25 protein-coding genes are annotated in these 24607 nt (G+C 37.4%); 17 read left to right on the plus strand and 8 right to left on the minus strand.

Going from position 1 to position 24607, the window contains the following annotated elements:
- Positions 1-10: 10 nt before the first annotated feature.
- Positions 11-382, plus strand: a complete 372-nt coding sequence (locus CRO00_RS08015) for a response regulator (RefSeq protein ID WP_097073161.1) — start codon at positions 11-13, stop codon at positions 380-382.
- Between the two features lie 149 nt (positions 383-531).
- Entirely contained in the window at positions 532-1026 is a 495-nt protein-coding gene (locus tag CRO00_RS08020) for a CcdC family protein (protein WP_097073162.1), read from the plus strand.
- 61 nt (positions 1027-1087) lie between these two features.
- Here the strand turns inward: CRO00_RS08020 and CRO00_RS08025 are convergent, their stop codons facing one another.
- Positions 1088-1516: a DUF2621 domain-containing protein gene (locus CRO00_RS08025; protein ID WP_097073163.1), complete on the minus strand. Its 429-nt coding sequence runs from the start codon at positions 1514-1516 to the stop codon at positions 1088-1090.
- Between the two features lie 122 nt (positions 1517-1638).
- Here CRO00_RS08025 and CRO00_RS08030 point away from each other — a divergent pair, with 122 nt between their 5' ends.
- The 5 genes from CRO00_RS08030 to CRO00_RS08050 all read left to right on the plus strand — a co-directional run bounded on the left by CRO00_RS08030 (position 1639) and on the right by CRO00_RS08050 (position 3548).
- Positions 1639-1857, plus strand: a complete 219-nt coding sequence (locus CRO00_RS08030; RefSeq protein ID WP_097073164.1) for a DUF1659 domain-containing protein — start codon at positions 1639-1641, stop codon at positions 1855-1857.
- Between the two features lie 24 nt (positions 1858-1881).
- On the plus strand, positions 1882-2100 hold the full coding sequence (locus tag CRO00_RS08035; protein WP_237658364.1) for a DUF2922 domain-containing protein: 219 nt from the start codon (positions 1882-1884) through the stop codon (positions 2098-2100).
- A 61-nt stretch (positions 2101-2161) separates the two neighbouring features.
- Entirely contained in the window at positions 2162-2290 is a 129-nt protein-coding gene (locus CRO00_RS08040) for a YvrJ family protein (protein ID WP_097073166.1), read from the plus strand.
- Between the two features lie 110 nt (positions 2291-2400).
- Complete coding sequence (locus CRO00_RS08045; RefSeq protein WP_097073167.1) at positions 2401-3012, plus strand: SCO family protein; 612 nt, start codon at positions 2401-2403, stop codon at positions 3010-3012.
- A 110-nt stretch (positions 3013-3122) separates the two neighbouring features.
- Complete coding sequence (locus tag CRO00_RS08050; protein WP_097073168.1) at positions 3123-3548, plus strand: CBS domain-containing protein; 426 nt, start codon at positions 3123-3125, stop codon at positions 3546-3548.
- A gap of 41 nt (positions 3549-3589) precedes the next feature.
- Here the strand turns inward: CRO00_RS08050 and CRO00_RS08055 are convergent, their stop codons facing one another.
- Together CRO00_RS08055 and mscL are read right to left on the minus strand one after the other, a co-directional pair.
- Positions 3590-4693 carry a methionine biosynthesis PLP-dependent protein gene (locus CRO00_RS08055; protein WP_097073169.1) on the minus strand — a complete coding sequence of 368 codons (1104 nt, stop codon included), beginning with the start codon at positions 4691-4693 and terminating at the stop codon, positions 3590-3592.
- Positions 4694-4879: 186 nt separating this feature from the next.
- Positions 4880-5266 carry a large conductance mechanosensitive channel protein MscL gene (gene mscL / locus CRO00_RS08060; RefSeq protein WP_097073170.1) on the minus strand — a complete coding sequence of 129 codons (387 nt, stop codon included), beginning with the start codon at positions 5264-5266 and terminating at the stop codon, positions 4880-4882.
- 98 nt (positions 5267-5364) lie between these two features.
- Here mscL and CRO00_RS08065 point away from each other — a divergent pair, with 98 nt between their 5' ends.
- Entirely contained in the window at positions 5365-6081 is a 717-nt protein-coding gene (locus CRO00_RS08065; protein WP_097073171.1) for a lytic transglycosylase domain-containing protein, read from the plus strand.
- Between the two features lie 51 nt (positions 6082-6132).
- Here the strand turns inward: CRO00_RS08065 and CRO00_RS08070 are convergent, their stop codons facing one another.
- Positions 6133-6393, minus strand: coding sequence for a GlsB/YeaQ/YmgE family stress response membrane protein (locus tag CRO00_RS08070; protein WP_097073172.1), 261 nt, complete (start codon positions 6391-6393; stop codon positions 6133-6135).
- A 737-nt stretch (positions 6394-7130) separates the two neighbouring features.
- Between CRO00_RS08070 and ilvD the strand changes: the two genes are divergently transcribed.
- The 8 genes from ilvD to leuD all read left to right on the plus strand — a co-directional run bounded on the left by ilvD (position 7131) and on the right by leuD (position 17467).
- Positions 7131-8801 carry a dihydroxy-acid dehydratase gene (gene ilvD, locus CRO00_RS08075; RefSeq protein WP_097073173.1) on the plus strand — a complete coding sequence of 557 codons (1671 nt, stop codon included), beginning with the start codon at positions 7131-7133 and terminating at the stop codon, positions 8799-8801.
- Between the two features lie 467 nt (positions 8802-9268).
- Positions 9269-11032, plus strand: coding sequence for a biosynthetic-type acetolactate synthase large subunit (gene ilvB, locus CRO00_RS08080; protein ID WP_097073174.1), 1764 nt, complete (start codon positions 9269-9271; stop codon positions 11030-11032).
- Positions 11029-11544 (plus strand): acetolactate synthase small subunit, encoded by a 516-nt coding sequence (gene ilvN / locus CRO00_RS08085; RefSeq protein WP_097073175.1) that lies wholly within the window; start codon positions 11029-11031, stop codon positions 11542-11544. The genes ilvB and ilvN overlap by 4 nt, the downstream gene beginning before the upstream one ends.
- Before the next feature lie 97 nt (positions 11545-11641).
- Entirely contained in the window at positions 11642-12655 is a 1014-nt protein-coding gene (gene ilvC, locus CRO00_RS08090) for a ketol-acid reductoisomerase (protein WP_097073176.1), read from the plus strand.
- On the plus strand, positions 12655-14199 hold the full coding sequence (locus CRO00_RS08095) for a 2-isopropylmalate synthase (RefSeq protein ID WP_097073177.1): 1545 nt from the start codon (positions 12655-12657) through the stop codon (positions 14197-14199). Before ilvC ends, CRO00_RS08095 begins: the two co-directional genes overlap by 1 nt.
- Positions 14200-14330: 131 nt before the next feature.
- Positions 14331-15428 carry a 3-isopropylmalate dehydrogenase gene (gene leuB / locus CRO00_RS08100; RefSeq protein WP_097073178.1) on the plus strand — a complete coding sequence of 366 codons (1098 nt, stop codon included), beginning with the start codon at positions 14331-14333 and terminating at the stop codon, positions 15426-15428.
- Between the two features lie 15 nt (positions 15429-15443).
- On the plus strand, positions 15444-16853 hold the full coding sequence (gene leuC / locus CRO00_RS08105) for a 3-isopropylmalate dehydratase large subunit (RefSeq protein ID WP_097073179.1): 1410 nt from the start codon (positions 15444-15446) through the stop codon (positions 16851-16853).
- 23 nt (positions 16854-16876) lie between these two features.
- A complete protein-coding gene (gene leuD, locus CRO00_RS08110) occupies positions 16877-17467 on the plus strand; it encodes a 3-isopropylmalate dehydratase small subunit (RefSeq protein ID WP_097073180.1) in 591 nt (196 codons plus the stop codon).
- Positions 17468-17500: 33 nt separating this feature from the next.
- On the opposite strand, the gene CRO00_RS08115 is transcribed toward leuD, so the two are convergent.
- The 3 genes from CRO00_RS08115 to CRO00_RS08125 all read right to left on the minus strand — a co-directional run bounded on the left by CRO00_RS08115 (position 17501) and on the right by CRO00_RS08125 (position 22044).
- Positions 17501-18499, minus strand: coding sequence for a C39 family peptidase (locus CRO00_RS08115; RefSeq protein ID WP_097073181.1), 999 nt, complete (start codon positions 18497-18499; stop codon positions 17501-17503).
- Positions 18500-18505: 6 nt separating this feature from the next.
- Complete coding sequence (gene asnB, locus CRO00_RS08120) at positions 18506-20374, minus strand: asparagine synthase (glutamine-hydrolyzing) (protein ID WP_097073182.1); 1869 nt, start codon at positions 20372-20374, stop codon at positions 18506-18508.
- Positions 20375-20763: 389 nt separating this feature from the next.
- Complete coding sequence (locus CRO00_RS08125; RefSeq protein ID WP_097073183.1) at positions 20764-22044, minus strand: MFS transporter; 1281 nt, start codon at positions 22042-22044, stop codon at positions 20764-20766.
- 174 nt (positions 22045-22218) lie between these two features.
- Here CRO00_RS08125 and CRO00_RS08130 point away from each other — a divergent pair, with 174 nt between their 5' ends.
- On the plus strand, positions 22219-23460 hold the full coding sequence (locus CRO00_RS08130) for a helix-turn-helix domain-containing protein (protein ID WP_097073184.1): 1242 nt from the start codon (positions 22219-22221) through the stop codon (positions 23458-23460).
- A 31-nt stretch (positions 23461-23491) separates the two neighbouring features.
- Here the strand turns inward: CRO00_RS08130 and yfkAB are convergent, their stop codons facing one another.
- Positions 23492-24601 (minus strand): radical SAM/CxCxxxxC motif protein YfkAB, encoded by a 1110-nt coding sequence (gene yfkAB / locus CRO00_RS08135; RefSeq protein ID WP_097073270.1) that lies wholly within the window; start codon positions 24599-24601, stop codon positions 23492-23494.
- Between the last annotated feature and the right edge of the window lie 6 nt (positions 24602-24607).

A 24607-nucleotide genomic window follows, 5' to 3' on the forward strand; every position in this document is an offset into this window, starting at 1 on the left:
GGAATGATGGATGCCTAGAGTATTAATAGTAGACGATGCACTTTTTATGCGTGTAGCAGTCGGAAATATGTTTAAAGAATGGGGCTTTGAAGTGGTGGGGGAAGCAGCAAATGGCAGGGAAGCTGTAGAACTTTATAAAGAACTTCAACCAGACCTCGTGACAATGGATATTACGATGCCTGTGATGTCAGGCTTAGATGCAGTCAAACAAATAATTCCTGAGTTTCCCGATGCAAACATTATTATGATTACAGCACTTGGACAACAAAGAATTATTGTGGACGCAATTGAGGCTGGGGCAAAAGATTTTATTACAAAACCTTTCGAACCGAATCAACTAAAAATGGTTGTGAATAATATTTTAGGCACATACGGACCTTAAATCATTTAAATTTCCTACTCTCGTGAAGATTTCTTCATAGAGTAGGATTTTTTTATTTTGTGGACACTTAATGTGGAATTTATTTTGCAAATGAGTTATTATCAATACGTTATTTTATAAAAATGTTGAGATAAGAGGAGGACCTTTTTATGTTGGCTAATATACCTTCTCATTATTTAATTATTGGATCAACTGTCATGGCACTGTTTATGGGGATTTTTGTGATGTTCGTGCGTGTTCGTTCGCAAAAGAAACCTGTAAATGCAAAAAAAATACTCATTCCACCTATTGCTATGTCTACGGGAGGATTAATGTTTATTTTTGAAGACTTTCGTGTTCCACCGATGCAAATATTAGAAGCAGCACTAGTAGGTATAGTTTTTTCAACCGTGTTAATCGCAACGTCTAAATTTGAAGTACGAGATAACGAGATTTATATGAAACGTTCTAAAGCGTTTTTCTTTATTTTAATGGGACTTCTGATTATACGTGTTTTAGCAAAAGCCATTCTATCAGACTCTTTTAATGTAGGAGAATTGGGTGGAATGTTTTGGATTTTAGCATTTTCCATGATTTGGCCTTGGAGAATGGCGATGTATATTCAATATAAAAAATTAGAAAAATCACAAGTTGCAAGAGGGTAAAAAGAAAACTGCACTCACCTAAAAAAGGGCGTGCAGTTTTTTCATGCCTTGTATGTATGGATTATTCAAAATAATGCTCATAAGGCGTGACATCAATACTTAATTCGTCGAGTTTTTTTCTTAAAAATTTATGATCGCGCTTTGGGGTTGCTTGAATATATCCTTTAATAATAATTTCGTTTGTAATGGAATTTGCCCGTTCTTTTAATGCGATTTCCCCGATCTTTCCTGCAATTTTTTCCTTCGCCACTTGTCGGAACAAATCTGGCACAGGGCTTACAAGTTCATTTAACAATTCCTTCTCTTTGTCGCCCCATAAGTGGACCGTTTTCTCAATGTATATATTTTGCCAATCTAAATCAGACCGACCATCTTGTTTTGGTAAAGCCTTTAAAAATTTGCGGAACATGAAAAAACCACCAATTGCCATTAACGCAACTAGCACGACAACCCAAAACACGATAAACCATGAAAACCAACCATGTAGCAAAACGTTCACCTCATTATTTCTTACGTACTTCCATTATAAATTGAATGAAAAAAGTTTTCACTAGTAATGTCTCCTTTTGCTTTGAAAAAAGATATATACGTAAGTGAAAGGGGGGGAAGTAAATGGCAGCCTATAATTTTGACAGTGCATCAGTAAAACTTGTTTTCGTCTCAGGGATGGATGAGTTTGGTAAGCCTGTTTTCACTTCGAAAACTTATCAAAATTTGCGACCAGATGTTCAACCAGAACAACTTTCTTCTGTCGTGTACGCTATCGCAGGTCTTTGCCAAAATCCATTAAACGATGTAAAAAGAATCGTTTCTGAATCTGTGGATCTATAATTGTAAAGGGGGAGAACAATTTTGATGAAAGTATTGGAATTGAAATTTGACACGGAAATCGGCAAGATAGTGACAATTTCAATTAGTGACCCGAAACCAAATTTAACGCCGGATCAAATTAAAACTGCTATGACCGCAATCATTGATTCAGATGTGTTTCATAAGGAAGGGTACAAGTTCACGGCAATCAATCAAGCAAGAATCGTCGCAAGAGATGTAACTGAATTTGATTTAATGAGCTAATTTTAAAAAAGTCGGCAACTGCTTATTAGTTGTCGACTTTTATTATAGGGAGGGGAATTGGATGGACGAATGGGTGATGTTAATTCAAGAAATTGGTTTTCCAATACTTGTTTCATTTTATTTGTTACACCGTATTGAAACGAAGCTTGAAGCAATACACACCGCACTTGTTTCCATAAACCAAGAGTAAAATGGATTGTGAAACCTAACTTCACAAATTTGTTCCATAAGTGTCATCCTGAATGGTTGTACAAATTCTCCCTTTTCGATAAGATGAAAGTGGAAAAGGGAGTTGAAGGAATGAAAAAGAAGTTATTCGGACTTGTTGGCATACTTATTCTGGCAACAGTTCTAGGTGCCTGTAGCAATTATAAATTTAAAGCGGATACAGAATATGAAATTGCCGATTTTGAAGTAACTGATCATCGTGGAGAAACCGTAACTCTTGACAGTTTAAAAGGGAAACCGTGGCTTGCCATGTTTATTTTTACGAATTGTACAACGATTTGTCAGCCAATGACGTATAATATGTCAGTCATTCAAGAAGAATTGAAAGAACGTGGAGTGGAAGATTACAATATTGTCGGTTTCTCAGTAGACCCAAAAACGGACACGCCTGAAGTACTTTCAGAGTATTTAAGCCGTTATAAACTTGCGGATGAATCGAAATGGCATTTAGTGACAAACTATGATCAAACGTGGATTGAGCAGTTTGGGTTAAATTCTTTTAAAACGATTGTTAAAATGCCCGCAGAAGGTGATCAAGTACTGCATGCCTCAACGTTTTATTTAGTTGATGAAAATGGCGTGGCGGTAAAAAATTATACGGGCTATTCTGAATCAGAAGAAGGCGTTCCATATGATACAATCGCGATTGACATGGAAACATTAATTGAAGAAAGATTAAAATAATCACGAAAAACTGTTAATTAGTATTTTGCTAATTAGCAGTTTTTTTATTCGGAATAAAAATCAAGAAATTAGCAACAATAAGAGAGATAAATTTGATTGGAGGAATGCGTATGAAAACTGTATCTCAAATTATGACAACAAATATCCAAGTTTGTACACCTCATGATTCGTTAACAACAGCTGCGAAAATTATGAGAGATATTGATTGTGGTTCTGTTCCAGTATGTGAAGGAAAACAAGTAGTAGGGATTATTACGGACCGTGACATCGTGCTAAACTGTGTGGCAGATGGGAAAGATAGCAATAAAGTGCACTGTCATGATGCGATGACAACAGAAGTCATTACATGTGATTCAAATACAGATATTCATGAATGTGCACGTATTATGGCACAACACCAAATTCGCCGTATCCCTGTAGTTGAAAATGGCGAAATCGTGGGTATTTGTGCAATTGGTGACTTAGCGAAAGAAAACATTTATGTGAATGAAGCTGGGGAAGCGTTAAGCGAAATTTCAGAGCCAGACCATCATTAAAAAAGAACGACGACTCTTCCAAAAAGGGTCGTCGTTTTGTATTAAAATTCTTTTCGTAATTGATCAAATACTTGTTTTAAATCTGCAATAATATCTTCTGCTTCTTCAATTCCAACAGAGAAACGTAGTAGGCGATCATCTACACCACGCGCAACACGCTCTTCATATGGAATATCAGCATGAGTTTGTGTAGCAGGGTACGTAATGAAACTTTCCACGCCACCTAAACTTTCAGCAAAAGTGATTAATTGCATTTTTTGTAAAAATGGATCAATCATATTTGCGTCTTTTACACGGAAAGAAAGCATTCCACCTTTACCTGTGTATAACACATCCGTCACCAATGGCTCATTTTCTAGATAAGATGCAACTTTCTTCGCATTTGCATCATGTTGTTTTAGGCGTAGATGCAATGTTTTTAAACCACGAATTGTTAACCAGCTATCCATTGGCGAAAGAACTAAGCCCATGCCGTTATGGTTGAAAGCAAGTTTTTCGCTTAACTCTTGTCCTTTTGAAATAACAAGACCTGCTAATACATCGTTATGACCTGCAATATATTTCGTTGCACTGTGAAGTACGATATCTGCACCATGCTCAATTGGACGTTGGAAATATGGTGTATAGAACGTGTTGTCAACAATGTAAAGTAAGTTATGTTTTTTACAAATATCATTAAATTGATCTAAATCAAACTCTAGCATTAATGGGTTTGTCGGTGTTTCTAGGAAAATAGCTTTTGTATTTTCATTGATTATGCCTTCAATATCTTCCACTTTTGCAAAATATACAGGTTTGATATTGTACGTTTCACTAAATGATTTTAATAAGCGATATGTTCCACCGTAAATATCATCAGGAACGATTATTTCATCCCCTGGTTTAAATAGAGATAACACTAGTTGTACTGCAGCCATTCCTGAACTACAAGCAAATCCTGCATCCCCGTTTTCTAAATCCGCAATGCCTTTTTCTAAAATTTCACGTGTTGGGTTTTTTGTGCGTGTATAGTCGTAACCTGTTGATTGCCCAATCCCTGCATGTTTATAAGCCGTAGATAAATAGATAGGAGGATTTACTGCACCCGTTTTTGGATCGCTTAAATTTCCTAATTGAACTAATTTCGTTTCAATTGATTTTGTCAATGATCTCACTCTTTCTTTCGTTTAATACATGGGCCGAAACATATGGAATGATTCGATTATTTATACAATTTAACACGTTAATTTAGTGAAAACAACATATTCAGAATGAAAAGTTATAATACCGATAATTATAAGTTCCTTAGTCATAAATAAAAGTGCTTAATCACGGAGATTAAACACTTGGTCTTAAGATTGTTGTTGTTTTAAGAGGTCGCGAATTTCTTTTAAAAGTTCTTCTTTCGTATCAATCTTTGGTGTTGGCTCAGCTGCAATTTCTTCTTTCTTTTTACGATTTATTTTAGACAATAATCGTAATGCCATAAAAATAGAGAAGGAAATAATTAAGAAATCAATAATCGATTGTAAAAAGACACCTAATTTCAAACTATCTTCCGGGCCATACGCAAAGCTTTTTGTTAAATCAATTCCTCCAGTAAGCATCCCGACAAGAGGCATAATGATATTTTCTACTAATGAAGTAACGATTTTGCCGAATGCTCCACCAATTACGACCGCAATGGCTAAATCAAGAATATTTCCTTTCATCGCAAACTCTTTAAAATCTTTCCACATCTCATCTCACTCCTTGATGTATAATTAATTAGTATAGATTGAATTGGTATGGGTAACTATCATACGTTGTAACTATTTTAAACTTAGGTGAAAAAAGTATGGCAAAAAAGAAGAAGAGTAAACCACTCATTAGTCCTGGAGTGAAATTATTTTTAATCATCATATTACTCCCTGCATCCATTACGATTTATTTCTTTGCGTTTCTCGCTTGGCAAGAGTTAAAAAGTATCCCATTTATTAGCGAGCTTGTTGAAAACGAAATGGATGTCATTCAACAAGATTTAGATTTGAAAATTCCTGAAGAGTATATTCCCATTTACATGTCGGCAGAAGAAACATACGGAGTTCCATGGACATTACTTGCGGCACATCATCGCATTGAAACACGATTTTCAACGATGAAGACACTCGTTTCTCCATTAGGTGCAGAAGGGCATATGCAATTTATGCCGTGTACCTTTGTTGGTTGGGATCATCCAACTTGTAATGGTTTAGGACAAGGGGAAATCACGGAAGAAGAAAAAACAAACCCGAAAATCATCCGAAAATACGGTGGTTATGGAGTGGATGCCAATAAAGATGGAGTTGCTGATCCCTTTGATATTGAAGATGCCATTTTTAGTGCCGCCAATTATTTAGCAAAAGCAGGTGTCTCGGATGGCCAGCTGAAAAAAGCTATTTATAATTACAACCATAGTGAAGAGTACGTGGATGATATTTTGTATTATTACCACTTATACGAAGAAGTAAGCGATGATTTAGAGCAGATAATTTTGTCTTCAGATGAATCAAAAACGTTGAACAACGTAAAATAAAGAAATCAACACCTTTTTAAGGAACGTTGATTTCTTTTTTTAACCCAACTATTATGTTGTTTTTCTCTTCATTGAACGCATTACAAGGCTAACTATAAAGATTAAAGCAATTGCGCCTAAAAGTGCTGGGAAGACGTAAAAATCAGATACTTGCCAACCCCAGTTCCCAAGAATCGCACTGCCAATCCATGAACCGATAATCCCCGCAATAATATTCCCAATAATCCCACCAGGAACGTCGCGGCCGATAATGACACCGGCTAACCAACCGAGTATACCGCCGATGATTAAATACCAAATAAAGCTCATCATAAGTTGTTCAACTCCTTATAGATATTGAATCTGCTACTATACTTCACTTCGTAATATGTACATATTTGAAAAATCAATGCATGTTTGAAAAAATAATCTTAAAATAATTCACAAAATGTTCAAAATCTTTTGCCTTTTTCGAAAATTTGTCATATAATTGACACATGTTACAAAAATAATTTGATGGGGTGGTTAATATGGATAGAAAAGTTATGAAAAAGTTAAATAAACAAGGTTTCATTTTCACTTTATTGCATTCGGTTATCCTCTTAAACCTCTCCGTAGAACTTTTATTAATAAAATAAACTATTAATCTATCAAGTAGATTGCTAGAGAAAGAGTGTGGGTAAAGTCGAAATTGATTTTGCCAACACTCTTTTTTCATTTCAATTAATTCCCAAAGAGGGGGGATTTTACTGTTTTGTGGTGAAATGATTTCAAGTAATTTAAAATTCAAGAAATTTTCAAATAAATCATTTGAAACAGAAAATTCCCATCATTATCGAGGAAGAAAACGATTTCATGAAAGATAAATTTTTTAAATTGTGTAAATAATTAAAAAAATAGTGTTGACGGAAACGACCATTTTATACTATGATGACAACAATTTAATACGTTCGCTAAATTTTAGTGAACACAATCACGTTACCTCTATTCGAAGTACAGTGATTATCCATTTATGTATTATTATCTACTAAGCTAGTTTCAATTTAGTAGAACTGAGGGGCGTTTCAATTATGAGAAGTGATATGATTAAAGTAGGAGTTGATCGTGCTCCTCACCGTAGTCTTCTTTACGCTACGGGCAAAGTAAAAGCGAAAGATTTAGGAAAACCATTTATCGGAGTATGTAACTCATATATCGATATCATTCCTGGTCACGTGCATTTAAGAGAATTTGCGGATGTTGTAAAAGAGGCAATTATTGAAGCAGGTGGGATTCCATTCGAATTCAATACAATTGGTGTTGACGATGGGATTGCAATGGGTCATATTGGGATGCGTTATTCACTACCAAGTCGTGAGCTAATTGCAGATTCTGCGGAGACCGTAATTAATGCACACTGGTTTGATGGGGTATTCTACATTCCAAACTGCGATAAAATTACACCAGGTATGTTAATGGCTGCAGTTCGCACCAACGTACCATCCATCTTCGTTTCAGGTGGACCAATGGAAGCTGGAACATCTTCTTCAGGTAAACAATTATCGTTAACATCTGTATTTGAAGGTGTAGGAGCTCATAAATCAGGCCAAATGTCGGCTGAAGAGTTATTAGATATTGAAAACAATGCATGCCCTACATGTGGTTCTTGTTCCGGTATGTTCACAGCAAACTCAATGAACTGTTTAATGGAAATGCTAGGAGTAGCACTACCAGGTAACGGTACAATCGTTGCAACAAGTGAACAACGTCACGAGCTTATTCGTGAAGCTGCAAGACAGTTAGTTCGCATGATTAATGAAGATATTAAACCACGCGATATCATAACAAAAGAAGCAATTGATGATGCTTTTGCACTCGATATGGCAATGGGTGGTTCAACAAATACAGTTTTACATACTCTTGCTATTGCAAATGAAGCAGGAATCGAGTATAACTTAGAAGATATAAACGAGGTTGCAAGCCGAGTTCCTTATCTTGCAAAAATTATGCCAGCATCAGATGTCTCAATGGATGATATTAATAAGGCTGGGGGAGTAAGTGCTATCATTAACGAACTTACAAAAATCCCTGGAGCAATTCATCCGGACCGTATTACAGTTGCAGGTACAACAATGGGCGAACTTGTGAAAAAATATGAAATTACAAATGATCAAGTCATTCGCACGAAAGATAATCCATATAGTCAAGTAGGCGGTTTATCCGTATTATTCGGAAACATCGCACCAGAAGGCTCTGTTATTAAGGTTGGGGCTGTGGATCCTTCGATTAAAACGTTCATCGGTGAAGCAATTGTCTTTGATTCACAAGATGAAGCTCAAGAAGCAATTGACAACGGTACTGTAAGAGAAGGACACGTTGTTGTTATTCGCTACGAAGGTCCAAAAGGTGGTCCTGGTATGCCAGAAATGCTTGCACCAACTTCTGCAATTATGGGACGTGGTTTAGGAACAAAAGTTGCTTTAATCACTGACGGACGTTTTAGCGGTGCATCTCGTGGTATTTCAATCGGACATATTTCACCAGAAGCTGCTGAAGGTGGACCAATTGCATTAGTCGAAAATGGTGATACAATCATAATCGACTTACCAAACAGAACAATTAATCTAGAAGTTTCTGAAGAAGTTCTAAACGAACGTCGCCAAAACCTACAACCATTCGAACCAAAAATTAAAACGGGATGGTTAGCAAGATATTCCAAATTAGTGACAAACGCTTCAAAAGGCGGAATTATGAAAATATAATTATTATTCACTAAATGGTTTAAAAGTGTTATAATTATCATATAAACATTATTAATCTAAATATTTAACTCGATGATGAGGTTAAAGGTTATAGAGTCTTGTATCTACCAGAGAGTCGGTATTGCTGGAAGCCGACGATACAACTATAACCGACATCCCCTCGGAGTGAGCTATTAAACGCGTTTCGCCATTAGATAGCTCCGGGCATTATTCGATGCTCGTTACTAATGAATAGTGCATCTATCTTTGTTGCACATTGAATTTTCAAACTATTTAAAAAGTTCAATGAGAAGATAGATAATATCCACTATTCACGAGGTAGCAATTTGCTACGAACAAGGGTGGTACCATGAAAGTCTTTTCATCCCTACGCGAAAGGTTTTCTTTTGCGTTGGATAAAAAGGCTTTTTTATTTTTTATAAATTTGTGATCACCTATAGACTTGGAAATTAGGGAGGAGTAAAAAAATGTCTGCAAATGTATCGACAAGCGAAAAAATAGATGCAACTAATTTATCGCAGCCAGAACAACAAACTAAACCGAGAAATGGTTCAGATATATTAATTCAAGCACTTCATGATCAAGGCGTTGATATTGTGTTCGGTTATCCGGGTGGTGCTGTACTGAACGTCTATGATGCGATGTACAAAAACCCAATTCGACATATCTTAACTCGACATGAACAAGGTGCAATTCACGCTGCAGAAGGATATGCACGTGTATTAAATAAACCAGGTGTAGTAATTGCAACAAGTGGTCCAGGAGCTACTAACTTAGTAACAGGTATTACAGATGCAATGATTGATTCAATTCCTTTAGTCATCTTTACTGGTCAAGTTGCTTCCAACCTAATTGGAACAGACGCATTCCAAGAAGCAGATATTATGGGGATTACAACACCGATTACAAAGCATAACTACCAAGTGCAAGATGTAAACGACATTCCACGTATCGTGAAAGAAGCGTTCCATATTGCCAATACAGGTCGTAAAGGTCCCGTATTAATTGACTTCCCTAAAAATGTTTCAGCTTCTATTTTCGATGAAGCGTTAGCACAGGCAAGTAGAGAGCAAGAAATTTACTTACCGGGATATCAACCAAACACAAAACCAAATTACTTACAAGTTCAAAAGGCAATTCAAGCAATTTCCAATGCTGAAAAACCATTAATCTTAGCAGGTGCTGGTGTACTATTCGCAGAAGCACGTGAAGAATTAACTGAATTTGTTGAAAAATACAAAATTCCGGTAGTTAACACATTATTAGGTCTTGGAAGTATTCATGGTGATCACGAACTAAATTACGGTATGGCTGGAATGCATGGCGCTGTAGTTGCAAACGATGCGATTCAAAAGAGTGATCTTCTTATTAATATTGGTGCTCGTTTTGATGACCGTTTAACAGGAGATACTTCAAGATTCGCACCGAACGCAAGTGTCATTCATATCGATATCGACCCAGCTGAGATTGGTAAAAACATTCCAACTGATATTCCAATCGTAGCCGATGCAAAAGAAGCGTTAAAAGCTCTTCTGAAAAAAGATTTCCATGCACCTGATACAACTGCTTGGATTGATTACTTAAATCAGATGAAAGAAGATTACCCTTATTGGATTGTGGAAGATGAAAATGAAATCTTACCACAACAAGCGCTTGAAATGATTCACGCGATTACACATGGTGATGCTGTCGTTACTACGGACGTAGGTCAACATCAAATGTGGACAGCGCAATATTATCGCCAAAACCATAGTCATCAATGGGTAACTTCAGGTGGACTAGGAACGATGGGATTCGGTTTCCCAGCTGCAATTGGCGCTCAATTTGCAAAACCAGATAAAAAAGTTATCTCGATTTGTGGAGATGCTGGTTTCCAAATGACAAATCAGGAGCTTGCATTATTGAAGGAATTTAACCTACCTGTAAAAGTTGTCATCTTAAACAACCAAGCACTAGGGATGGTTCGTCAATGGCAAGAAATCTTCTACGACGGTCGTTACTCACAAAGCTTAATGCCAGTACAACCTGACTTTGTAAAACTGGCAGAAGCGTATGGTGTGAAAGGATACCGCATCAATACACTTGATGAAGCAAGAACAGTTTTTGAAGAAGCTTTAAATTCAGATGAACCAGTTGTAATTGATTGTCGTGTAAAACAACTTGAAAATGTTTATCCGATGATCGCACCTGGTAAAGCATTAGATGAAATGGTAGGGGTGAAGAGACCTTGAAACGTGTCATTACAGTAACTGTAATTAACCAAAGCGGTGTTTTAAACCGAGTAACTGGTTTACTTATGAAACGCCAATTCAATATTGAATCCATTACTGTTGGTCATACAGAGCAGCAAAATATTTCAAAAATGACTTTTGTCGTAAATGTGGCAGATGAAGTGAAGCTAGAACAACTAGTGAAACAATTATCTAAACAAATTGACGTACTAAAAGTTACTGATATTACTGAAAAATCGATTGTATTGCGTGAACTCGCACTTGTAAAAGTCGTGTCACCTGCAAACTTACGACTTGAAATGAATGCAATTGTTGAACCATTCAGACCACAAATCGTTGATACATCTAAAAATGTTGTCACGTATCAAGTGGTTGGTCACCCAGACAAAATTGATGCTTTCATTGAACTCATTAAGCCTTACGGGATTAAAGAATTAACTCGTACAGGTGTAACCGCAACAGTTCGTGAAACGCAACCATTAGACACACCGCAACTTTCTATTCTTAAGTAAGTTTTACTTACAGGTAGTTAGTATATATAGCTAGCACGCAAAACTAACTGCGTGCTAAGCATAAAAAAATTGAACACATTCTTAGGAGGAATTTACAATGGCAAAAATGTACTATGAAAACGAAATTAACGAAGCAGCATTAAAAGGGAAAAAAATCGCAATCATCGGTTACGGATCTCAAGGGCATGCACACGCTCTTAACTTAAAAGAATCAGGTTTTGACGTAGTAGTAGGAGTTCGTCCTGGTAAATCATTCGACCAAGCAAAAGAAGATGGCGTTGCAGTAAAAACTGTTGCAGAAGCAGCTGCTGAAGCAGACGTTATCCAAATCTTACTTCCAGATGAAAGACAAAAAGCAGTGTACGAAGCAGAAATCGCTCCACACTTAACACCTGGTAAAGCGTTAATGTTCGCTCACGGTTTCAACATTCACTTCGGTCAAATCGTACCACCAGCTGATGTTGACGTATTCTTAGTAGCACCAAAAGGACCAGGACATTTAGTTCGCCGTCAATTCCAAGAAGGCGCTGGCGTACCAGGATTATTCGCGATTCACCAAGATGCAACTGGAGAAGCTCGTGATTTAGCATTAGCATACGGTAAAGGAATCGGTTCAGCTCGTGGTGGCTTACTTGAAACGACATTCGCTGAAGAAACAGTTACTGACCTATTCGGTGAGCAAGCAGTTCTTTGCGGTGGTGCAACTGCATTAGTAAAAGCTGGTTTCGAAACTTTAGTAGAAGCTGGATACCAACCAGAATTAGCTTACTTCGAAACATTACACGAATTAAAATTAATCGTGGACTTAATGTTTGAAGGTGGTATGGAAACAATGCGTTACTCAGTATCAGATACAGCTGAGTGGGGAGACTATGTAACTGGTCCACGTATCGTTACACCTGAAGTTAAAGAAAATATGAAAGCAGTATTAAAAGACATTCAAGACGGTACGTTCGCAAAAGATTGGATCAAAGAAAACGAAACTGGACGTCCACGTTATACTCAATATAAAGAAGAAGGCGCTAACCACCAAATCGAGGAAGTTGGTCGCAAGCTTCGCGCAATGATGCCATTCATTCAAGAAGGCAAGAAAAAAGTGGTGATTAAATAGTGCGTAAAATTGATATTTTTGATACGACGCTTCGTGATGGAGAACAATCAGCCGGTATTAACCTTAACACTGCCGAGAAAATCGAGATTGCAAAGCAGCTTGAACGCCTAGGCGTAACAATTATTGAAGCAGGTTTTCCTGCTTCAAGCCCTGGGGATTTCGAAGCGGTGAATCGTATTGCTGGAACAGTGAAAAATTCAATCGTTACAGGACTTGCTCGCTGTGTTCAAAAAGATATCGATACTACATGGGAAGCAATCAAAGTTGCTGAACAACCTCATATTCATGTATTCCTAGCAACAAGCCCAATTCATATGGAATACAAGTTGAAAAAATCACCTGATGAAGTTGTAGAGCAAGCTGTGGAAGCTGTAAAATATGCAAAAAAGTTTTTCCCACTTGTACAATGGTCAGCTGAAGATGGGTTCCGTTCAGATCGTGATTTCTTAGTTCGTATCATAGGGGAAGTGATTGCAGCTGGTGCAACGACAATTAACGTTCCAGATACAGTTGGATATGCTTCACCTCAAGAATATGGTGAACTATTTGCCTTCCTACGTGAAAACGTACGTGGAGCAGATAAAGTAAAATTCTCTGCTCACTGTCATGATGACTTAGGTATGGCAGTTGCCAACTCCATTGCTGCGATTCAAAATGGTGCAGACCAAGTTGAATGTACAATTAACGGGATTGGTGAACGTGCAGGGAACGCTGCATTAGAAGAAATCGGTGTTGCAATGCATATTCGTAATGACATTTACCAAGTTGAAACAGGTTTAAATTTAAAAGAAATTAAACGTACTTCTCAACTTGTAAGCCGTTTAACTGGTGTTGTGATTCAACCAAATAAAGCGGTAGTAGGGAAAAATGCATTTGCCCACGAATCTGGTATTCACCAAGATGGCGTGTTAAAACATAAAGAAACATACGAAATTATTTCACCAGCATTAATCGGTGAAGAAGATATTCCTTTAGTTTTAGGAAAACACTCTGGCCGTGCAGCATTCCGCGATCGTGCCATTACAATGGGCTTCGATTTATCGGACGAAAAGCTAAACAAAGCGTTCCAAGAGTTCAAAAAGTTAGCTGACCGTAAAAAAGAAATTACAGAAGAAGATTTAATGACGCTTCTTACAGAACAACAAGTTTCGATCGAGGACATTCCTTTATACGAACTAAAATCTGTTCAAGTTTCATACGGTACAGAAAACATTCCAACAGCTACTGCATCTGTTCTTACTCCAGAAGGCGCAGTAAAAACATTAGCAGCAACTGGTTCAGGTTCTGTTGAAGCAATCTTTAATACATTAGAACAATTAGTAAACGCGAAGGTAAATATCCTTGATTTCCGTGTGAAATCAGTTGGTAAAGGTCGCGATGCATTAGGGGAAGCAGTTATCAACTTACGTTACAACGGCTTTACATCTACTGGTCGTGATGCTGCACAAGACGTTCTTGAAGCGACAGCGAAAGCATACTTAAATGCAATTAACCGTCATTTAATTCAAGAAAGTATTCGTGGAAAGCAACCAACAGAAGTTTAAAATGTCAATTGTCAATTGATAAATTAACTATGAAACGCCATCAAATGTTTATACGTTTGATGGCATTTCTTTAAAAGATAACCATTAATCTCGGAATAAAAGCTATTCAATATAGAAAGGTGTTTTTGCAGGTGGAAAAGAAAATTACAGTACTTCCTGGTGACGGCATTGGTCCTGAAGTGGTAGCAGCTGCAGTACGTGTGTTAAAAGTAATCGGAAAAAGATATAATCACGATTTCCAATTAGGATATGCTGCTATTGGTGGGGCAGCAATCGATCAGTTCAATAATCCACTTCCAGATGAAACAATTGCAATGTGTGATGAAAGTGATGCAGTTCTTTTAGGAGCGGTTGGTGGTCCAAAATGGGATAACAACCCTGCAGAATTACGCCCTGAACTTGGCTTATTAAAAATCCGTAAAACATTTGATTTATTTGCAAATCTACGTCCAGTAAAAGCATTCCCATCACTTTTAGACTCTTCCCCGTTAAAACGTGAGGTAGCTGAAAATGTTGATTTAATGATCGTTCGTGAATTAACAGGTGGTATTTACTTTGGCGAGAAAAAACGTAACGAAGAAGAAGCAAGTGATTTAAACATTTATACTCGTCATGAAATTGAGCGTATTGTTGACAATGCTTTTGAACTTGCTCGTTTACGTCGCGGAAAATTATGTTCTGTTGATAAAGCAAATGTTTTAGAAACTTCAAGATTATGGCGCCAAATTGTGGAAGAAAAGAAAGAACAATATCCGGATGTGGTTGTAGAGCATAATTTAGTAGACTCTGTCGCAATGAAATTAATCACAAACCCAGGTCACTATGATGTAGTCGTTACAGATAATATGTTCGGTGATATTTTAAGTGATGAAGCTTCTGTTATTACAGGTTCATTAGGTGTACTTCCTTCCGCATCGATTCGCAGTGACAGCTTTGGTTTATACGAGCCAGTTCATGGTTCAGCACCGGAAATCGCTGGCCAAGGAATTGCAAACCCAGCAGCTACGATTCTTTCAGTTGCCATGATGCTTCAATATTCATTTGGCATGAAAGAAGAAGCAGCAGAAATTGAACGTGCAGTAAGTGCTGTATTTGAAGATGGGTATTACACGGCTGATTTAGTGAAAGATGGCGGCCGCGCACTAACAACGGATGAATTCACAGACAAAGTAATCGCTGAAATTGATACGAATTTTGTAGCAGAAAGTATTATGGAATCTTATATTTAAGGATTGGTGAAGATTATGGCAAAGAATATTATCGAAAAAGTTTGGGATTCACATGTTGTTTACCAAGAAGAGGGGAAACCTGATTTACTTTATATCGATCTTCATTTAATTCATGAAGTAACATCTCCTCAAGCATTTGAGGGATTACGTTTAGCAGGTCGAAAAGTGCGTCGCCCAGATCTTTGTTTTGCAACAATGGATCACAACGTCCCAACAAAAAATTTACCAACAATTAATGACCCTATTGCGAAAAAACAAATTATGACTCTAGCAGACAATGCAAAAGAATTTGGTGTAGAGCTTGCAGATATTGGCCACCCAGATCAAGGGATTGTTCACGTAATCGGTCCTGAGCTTGGTTTAACTCAACCGGGAAAAACTATCGTTTGTGGTGACTCTCATACTTCAACGCACGGAGCATTTGGTGCATTAGCATTTGGTATTGGTACTTCTGAAGTTGAACATGTGCTTTCAACACAAACTTTATGGCAAAATAAACCAAAAACAATGGAAATCCGTGTAAATGGTAAACTTGGTGTTGGTGTTGCAGCAAAAGATATCATTTTAGCAATTATTGCAAAATGGGGAATTGGTGTAGGTACTGGTCATATCGTGGAATTCACAGGAGATGCAATTCGCGCGCTTTCAATGGAAGAACGTATGACAATTTGTAACATGTCAATTGAAGCAGGTGCAAAAGCAGGTCTTATTTCTCCAGATGCAACAACAGTTGAATTTTTACGTGGTCGTCGTCATGCACCAAAAGAAGATAAATTTGAAGAAGCAGCATCTTACTGGTTAAGCTTAGCATCGGATGAAGGTTGCTCTTATGACGTGGTTCTTGAAATCGACGCTGATGAAATCGAACCAATCGTAACATGGGGAACAAACCCATCAATGGGAACAGGTGTATCAAAAACGGTTCCAACTGCAGCAGATTTTGACAATGAATCTGATAAACAAGCATTGAAAAAAGCACTTGCTTACATGGATTTAGAAGAGGGACAACCAATTACGTCCATCGAAGTGCAACATGTATTTATCGGTTCTTGTACAAATTCACGTTTATCCGATTTACGTACAGCAGCTAGTATTGTAGAAGGTAAAAAATTACACCCTGGCGTACGTGGTATTGTTGTTCCAGGTTCTTATTCAACAAAAGCTGCTGCAGAAGCAGAAGGATTGGATAAAATCTTTACGGATGCTGGGTTTGAATGGCGTGAATCAGGATGTTCTGCTTGTCTTGGTATGAACGAAGACATCATTCCATCTGGCGAACGCTGTGCTTCTACATCAAACCGTAACTTTGAAGGACGTCAAGGTGCAGGGGCTCGCACGCACTTAGTAAGTCCAGCGATGGCGGCAGCTGCTGCAATTGAAGGTCATTTCGTAGACGTTCGTAAATATGTAAAACAAGAAGTGTAAGTCTTGCAAGGAGGACAAAAGATATGGAACCAATTAATATAGTAAATAGTGTCATTGCACCATTAGATCGTAAAAATGTCGACACGGACCAAATTATTTCAAAAGAATTTTTAAAACGTATCGAACGTACTGGGTTTGGAAGCTTTTTATTTTACCACTGGCGTTTTGACGAGCAAGGAAACGAAATTTCTGACTTCGTATTAAATAAACCCGAATATAAAGGTTCTGAAATTTTAGTTGCACAAGATAACTTTGGTTGTGGTTCTTCTCGTGAGCACGCACCATGGGCAATTTTGGACTATGGATTCCGCGTAGTCATTGCACCAAGCTTTGCGGATATTTTCCACAATAACTGTTTCAAAAATGGTATTCTACCGATTCGTTTAACTGAAGAAGAGTGTGACGAAATTTTAGCAAAAGGTTTAGAAAAGCCTTATAACGTAGAAGTAAATTTAGCAGCTCAAACCGTAACAGGGGAAGACGGCAAAGTGTATAGCTTTAACATCGATCCGTATTACAAAGAAATGCTACTAAATGGCTGGGATGAAATTGCGTTAACATTCAAATATGAAGAGCAAATCGCAGCGTACGAAGCAAAGAGAATTGCATATTAATAGAAAAAAGTCGTCTAGAAATAGACGACTTTTTTATAATATGACGATTGCATGAGACCCTAATGATTTAAAACTGTCGAAAAATACATTTTCCTCAATAGATTGATGACCAGATAGGGGATTCATAACTGACACTTTTCCGTTCTGGTAACCCGTCACCACCACTGCATGTAAGTTCATGTAGATTGGGTGGTTTTGCTTTGTTTCTTGAATCACCCAAGCCCCTTTTGTTCGAGGTTTTTTTAAATCAATGGTTACCCAAGCTAAAACTGGGACCCCAGATTGTACGTAATTAATAATTTCTTTTTTACTGGCATCAGATAAATCCATCGCTCGAAATTCACTACTATGTTCAAACAACACGTTATTTGCTACTTCTACTATTGGCGGTGCAAACACATAATAGCTTCCGGATTTTTTAGAAGGATCTCCTGCATAGGCTAGATTTGGATCAGGGCCATATAGGGTGTTTCCTTTTTTTGTAATTGGTTGTTTCGGCAAATAATCGGTCGCCAACTTTAACTTATCTACTTTCATGCCATAATAGTTGAGTATGGCTGTTAATGCAGTAATTTCACATCCATTTGGCAGTTCTGGGTTTTGCAAAACAACCGGAACATCTAATGGAGAATGGTTATTTGTATTAAATGTTTCGATAGACACAATTGGCTTGTTTTCATCATAAACAATCTCTTCTTCTGTTTGCTCAAGCCATTCACCAGAAGGGAGGATTCGGGAAATGGTAATTTTATAAGCTGTATCTTGTATTACTCCCGGAAAAACAGCTTTTCCCTCATCGTCAACTACGACCTTTGCAATCTCTTCACCAGTAATGTAATCAAATAGCGTCACACCAACATTCGTTACAATTTCTGTGCTCGAAAATTCAACAGTTTGAATGGTTAACTCATGCGACGAGTTGATAATCGATTGCAATACACCTGTGTTCGATGAATCAATTGGGCTACAACCAAGTAATAGTAAGGTTGTGGATAGGACCAAAATTTTTTTGGAATTTTGTACCTGTTTCATTTCTTCTTACACCGTAACAAGTTCTTTTATTTCAGCATTGCGTTGTTCATCCGTTTTTACAAAATACTCATTGTACCAAAGTAGGAACATGTAGATGGACCAAATTTTACGCTGATTGTTCTGTGCACCCGATACATGGTCTTCTAAAAGTTTTATGATTTTTGGTTGATCAAAGAACTCAGCCGCGATATTACTCATGAACGCATTGCGCACGCGGGAAACATAGTTTTCATCACGTAACCAATGACGAATTGGCACTGGGAACCCGATTTTTTTACGATTTGCCCACGCTTCAGGTAATGCATTGTTCGCTGCTTTACGGAAAGCAAATTTTGAATTTTGTTCGTTTACTCGGTATCTTGTTGGAATTGTTGCGGCAACATCCATTACTTCACGGTCTAGTAGGGGAACGCGAAGCTCGATGGAATGTGCCATTGACATTTTATCGGCTTTTAATAAAATATCATCCACTAACCATAAATTTAAGTCGAGCAATTGTTTTTTCGTTACATCGTCATGACCTTTTACTTTATTATAAATAGGGGAGACGATCTCTTTTACGGATGGGGCATTTACGTAATCGTTATTTAAAATCGTTGCTGCTTCATCTTCTTCAAAAATACGAGCTTGCCCAATAAATGTTTCTTCTACTGGCGCATTTACGCGTTTTACAAATTGACCAATTTTACTGTTTGGCATTATTGTTGCACCTAATGAAGCCAATGCTTTTACAGGACCCGGTAAACTTTTGAATTTCTTTTGATTTGGTGTATCTGAATATAAATCATAGCCACCAAACAATTCGTCGGCACCTTCACCAGAAAGAACCACTGTTACATGTTGTCTTGCTAAACGTGCTAAATAGTAAAGAGGCACGATTGATGGATTTGAATGTGGTTCATCCATCATATATTGGATTGTTCCTAAATCGTTAAAACATTCATTTGGGTCTAAAATTTGGTTGACGTTTTCAATGCCAAGTTCTTTTGATAATTCGTCGGCATTGTCAATTTCAGAGAAGTTTTCTGCACTAAAGCCAACTGTAAATGTTTTGTCAGGGCGTAATACAGAAGCGACATAACTTGAGTCCACACCACTTGATAAAAATGAACCGACTTTTACATCTGCAATAGTATGAGCTTGTACAGATTCACGCACCACATCATCAATTTCTTCAACAATCGCATCTAATGGACGTTCTTCTGCATGAAACTCTGGTTCCCAATAACGTTCTACGGTTAGCTTGCCTTTTTCATATTTCATGTAGTGGGCAGCAGGTAGTTTAAAGATTCCTTTAAAGAATGTTTCTTTTAAAACAGGGTATTGGAATGTCAAGTATGGTTTTAATGCTTCTTTATTTAGTTCCTTCACAAAATGTGGGTGGGGAAGGAAACTTTTAATCTCTGAACCGAAAAATAGCGTGCCGTTCATTTGACCATAATAAAATGGTTTAATGCCAAAATGGTCACGGGCTGCAAATAATGTTTCTTTGTTGCGATCCCAAATAACAAAGGCAAACATCCCACGCAGTTTTTTCACTAAATCTGTACCATATTCTTCATACCCATGAAGAAGTACTTCACTGTCTGTATCGGTTTTGAAAATATGACCTTTTTCTATTAAATCTTCACGAATAATTTGGAAGTTATAAATTTCACCATTGAACACTAACACTAATGAATTATCTTCGTTGTATAAAGGTTGTGATCCTTTTTCTAAGTCAATAATACTTAAACGACGGAAACCAAGTGCCGCCTGATTTTCTACAAATTGACCACCACTATCTGGTCCTCTATGAATAATTTGATTCATCATAGTTTCTAATACAGCTTCAGCATTTGCTACTTCGCCAATAAATCCTGTAAATCCACACATAGTATATAGACTCTCCTTATATATAAAAATCCAAATAGATTTTTTAATCACACGATAACCTTTTTATTATACTATAAAAAAGCATACAAAAACATGGAAGCCCAGCGATTTGTATAGGGCACTGAAAAAGTCGATTTTAATAAATTTTTATAATAAAAATACGCTCAGATCTTTTATGAAGTGGGATTCACGAAGACTCCTACGGGAACAGCTTGAGCTGAAGACCCCGCAGGAGCTTGCGACGAGGAGGCTGAAGCCAAGCCCGTGGAAAGCGAAGTGAATCCCACCTTCTATTTAGAAGCAAATAATTACTATAAATTTTTATCGGTATTTAGTTTTTCAGTGGCTTCCGATTTGTACTGGGCTTTTTATTATAACGTATGTGCACTTTAACGGAAAGGGGGAGAAGTAGGATTTATTGTTTTCGCTTTGGGACCCGACAAGTCTGGATAAGCGGTTTCTATTAATCTTCTAGGCATTAAGAAGAGGGTAGTTAGAATTAGAGCCATACTACAGAATAGTAAAATAAATTGCGCTGGAATCACATCATATAGTAAGCCGAAAAGAAGTGTGCCGATTGGTGTTAGCCCCATCGCAAACATTTCGATAATCCCATAAATTCGACCTCTGAAATTTTCCTCGACATCTTTTTGAATCATAATCCCGATTGGTGTGTTCGTTAACACAAGGGAGCCTCCAAATAAAAACATTACTGTTAAATAATAAATGAAAACAATAGTACTCGTCATCGGAATGAGTAATGGTAACGCAAAAGTGCCGACTAATGTTGAAAGGGCAAGTACCGCTCGTTTTGAGAAAAGTAGGGGATACTTAATGTTGGAACGAACGGCAAAATAAATGGAGACGACTAGCATCCCAATGGCACTTGCTGCTTCTACTATGCCAATGAGTTGGTATTCCATCTTGATGATATTGACAAAAATGAAGTTTGCGCCCACCGTAATTGATGTAAAGAACAAATTAATCCATAAAAGCAGGTACATGAGATTTTTGATCATAGGCATTTCTTTAATGTAGTGAATGCCACTTTTAAGACTTTGGACCATGGATTCTTTAGGGCTGGATTCTGTAGATGAAAAAAGTTTGAAGTTCATAGTTGATTCCAACAGTAAGGCAAGGGAATACGCAACAATATTAATGATTAGAAACGTTTCAATGCTGACAAATCCAAAAAGCATGCCGCCAATCATCGGTCCTAAAATGCCAGCGATGGAAAGAGATAGCTGATTAAAGGACATTGCTTTTTGAATTCGCTCTGCATCGACTAAATTTCCGATTGATGCGGAAAATGCAATGGTTGTAAACGTACTGCTAATTGTGTAGAAAAATGTCGTTAAGTAGATTGCTGGAAGAGAGATGTCGAAAAACGTCATGTAGATTAGTAAACATGAAATGGAAAGTATCGTTCCGAGTTGGCCAGAGAGCACAATGAATTTTTTCGAAACACGATCGACAAGTAACCCCGCTACTGGAGAAAGAAGTGTTCTTGGGATGATGGAAAAAATTAAATTTGCCGCAAAACTTAGTGCTGAACCGGTCATCGCTAAAATAAACAAACTCATTCCAAAGGCATACACATTTGCCCCTAAAGTCGATAATGTTTTGCTAACTAAAAATGTATATAAATGAAACGTTGCTTTTCGTTGCATTGAAATCACTCCTTGTTTAATTTAATTAAACTTATAATATGTGAAAATATCATAGAGTGCAATAGGGTAGTTTAATTTAATTAAACAATTATTTTTGAATTCGTTTGTTACTGTGGGATAAGAAGTTTAATTTAATTAAATTTCTGATACAATGAAGGGAAGGGAGGGAATGGGATGAAAGATTTAGGAGAGCGCATTAAAAAGCTTCGAAAAGAAAAAAAGCTCACACTTGCCCAATTGGCGGGCGAACGTTTAACAAAAGGCATGCTTAGTTTAATCGAAAATGGCAAAGCGCAACCGTCGATGGAAAGCTTGCATTATATTGCGGAACGTTTAGGCGTGGAGGTCACGACACTACTAAACGATCATCATGTGGAGCAACTCCGAAAGCTTTTATTTGAAATGGAAGCAAGCTTTAAAAAAATTGAACAACCGTTTTCTCCGCAAGATGAAACGTTGCTTTTGCATATGGTTGAAAAAATTGAAGTAGTACGAGAAAAACTTCAAGGAAATCATTTTGAAGAAGTACGGCTTCTTGATATTTACTTAAGGTTAGCTACCTATTTGAATATCGATGTTGAATTTTCCATGTTTGATGTGATTGCGGATTACGAAAAGATTCACGCCTATAATCGAGTGGTTGAGTGTTTTTCATTTCTTGCCAGCACTGCTTACAAACGCAACGATTATCGCATTGCCCTTCAGTTTATAAAAGAGGCAGAAGAGCAAGTCGAGCCGTATCTTCATATGATTGACCTTTTGACACTGCTTGATATGCATTATGTTCTAACTGTTTTATATTCAGCGGTTGATGATGTGGAAAATACACAGAAACATTTACATTTCGCATTACATATCGCCCATGAAAACAAAATTTACTATCGTTTGGATGATTTTTATCGTTTTACATTATTTCAAGCGATCCGTAAAGGCGATCGAGAAAAAAGTGCATATTATCTAATGAAGTTAACGCAGCACGCCGAATTTACCGAGGACCCAGTTGCAAAAAGTATGCTGGCGTTTTGTAAATCTCATTATGCTAATTTCATCGAGCAAGATTATGAAGCGGTTGCGCGATATGGTTCTTATTTAGATGATAAAGCTGGAAATGAAATCGTTCAGTACTATAAAAACGAAGCCACTTATGCATTTTGGGCGCGCGGTTTGTTTAATGAGGCGCTTCAAAATAGTGAAGATTTCAAAATCTCGCCAAATATGCATCATCCGATTGATCTATCGATTATGTATCAATGTTTTGCTGTTCGTGCATTATGTTTTTTAGAACTTGGCAATAAAGAACAAGCGAAAAAGGAAGTTTCAATTGCAGTGCATGGTGTACAAGATTTCCCAAACACCATCTATAAAACGTTCATTCAACAAGCCTACGAAAAAATTCAATATGGAAAAAAGGGGTGATTAGAGTGTCTACTTCTAATCACCCTTTACCTTATTTCACTGAGCCACTGACAAATTGTTCGTCTTGATAATACATGTTTTTTACTAATACGTTTGGTCCTAAACATTTTACTGCCGGACAATGACAATTTAAGCTGCGGGCTAAATCAGTATTTAACCATTTTTCAAACACGTCTGGTAAGGAATCGGTTTGAATATTGCCGAGTGCTGGTGTATCGCCAAAGTCCGTCACAATCACGTCTCCAGTAAAGATGTTAATGTTTAGTCGAGAACGCCCATCTGGATCGTTGCGTAATGTCACATTTTTGCTATTGCGTAAACGATTGATTAAGGCAATGTCTTCTTCCTTTTGACTACATGGATAAAATGGCAATGTTCCAAATAGCATCCATGTGTCCTCATCGCGAATATCGAGTAAATGATTGATCGCCTCTCTTGTCTCTTCTAACGATAGGGAAGTAAGGCTCGATGCAAAATCGGATGGGTACATTGGATGAACTTCGTGTCGTGCACATTTCATCTCGTGCACAATTTGGTGATGGATGTGTTCAATATAAGGTACGGTCTTTTTATTTAACATCGTTTCAGCCGACACCATCACACCATTTTCCGACAACATTCTCGAATTTTCAATCATTCGTTGAAAAAGGGCGGTACGTTGGTCAAATGTCGGTTTTCGTTCCATCATGGCAAAACCCGTTTCGACAAATTCGTCGATTGTTCCCCAGTTGTGCGAAATATGTAAAACATCTAAGAAAGGTGCAATTTCTAAGTATCGTTCACCATCTAATGTAAGGTTTGAATTCATTTGTGTACGAATGCCGCGTTCATGAGCATATTGTAAAATCGGCTTTACATAATTCGCCACTGATTTTTTGCTTAACATCGGCTCCCCACCTGTAATGCTGATGGTTTTTAAATGGGGGATTTCTTCTAATCTTTTTAAAATGATGTCTAGGGGAAGCGCATCTGGATCTTTCGTTTGAAGGGTGTAACCAACTGCACAATGAGCACAACGCATGTTACATAAAGTCGTTGTCGTAAATTCGATGTTGGACAGGGTTAACTTCCCGAATTGTTCTACGTCTAAATATGCCTCCCAAGGATCGTACTTCGGAGTGATTTTCGTTAAAGTCGTCATAGTTTT

The organism is Ureibacillus xyleni, from assembly GCF_900217795.1.
Classification (GTDB): Bacteria; Bacillota; Bacilli; order Bacillales_A; family Planococcaceae; genus Ureibacillus; species Ureibacillus xyleni.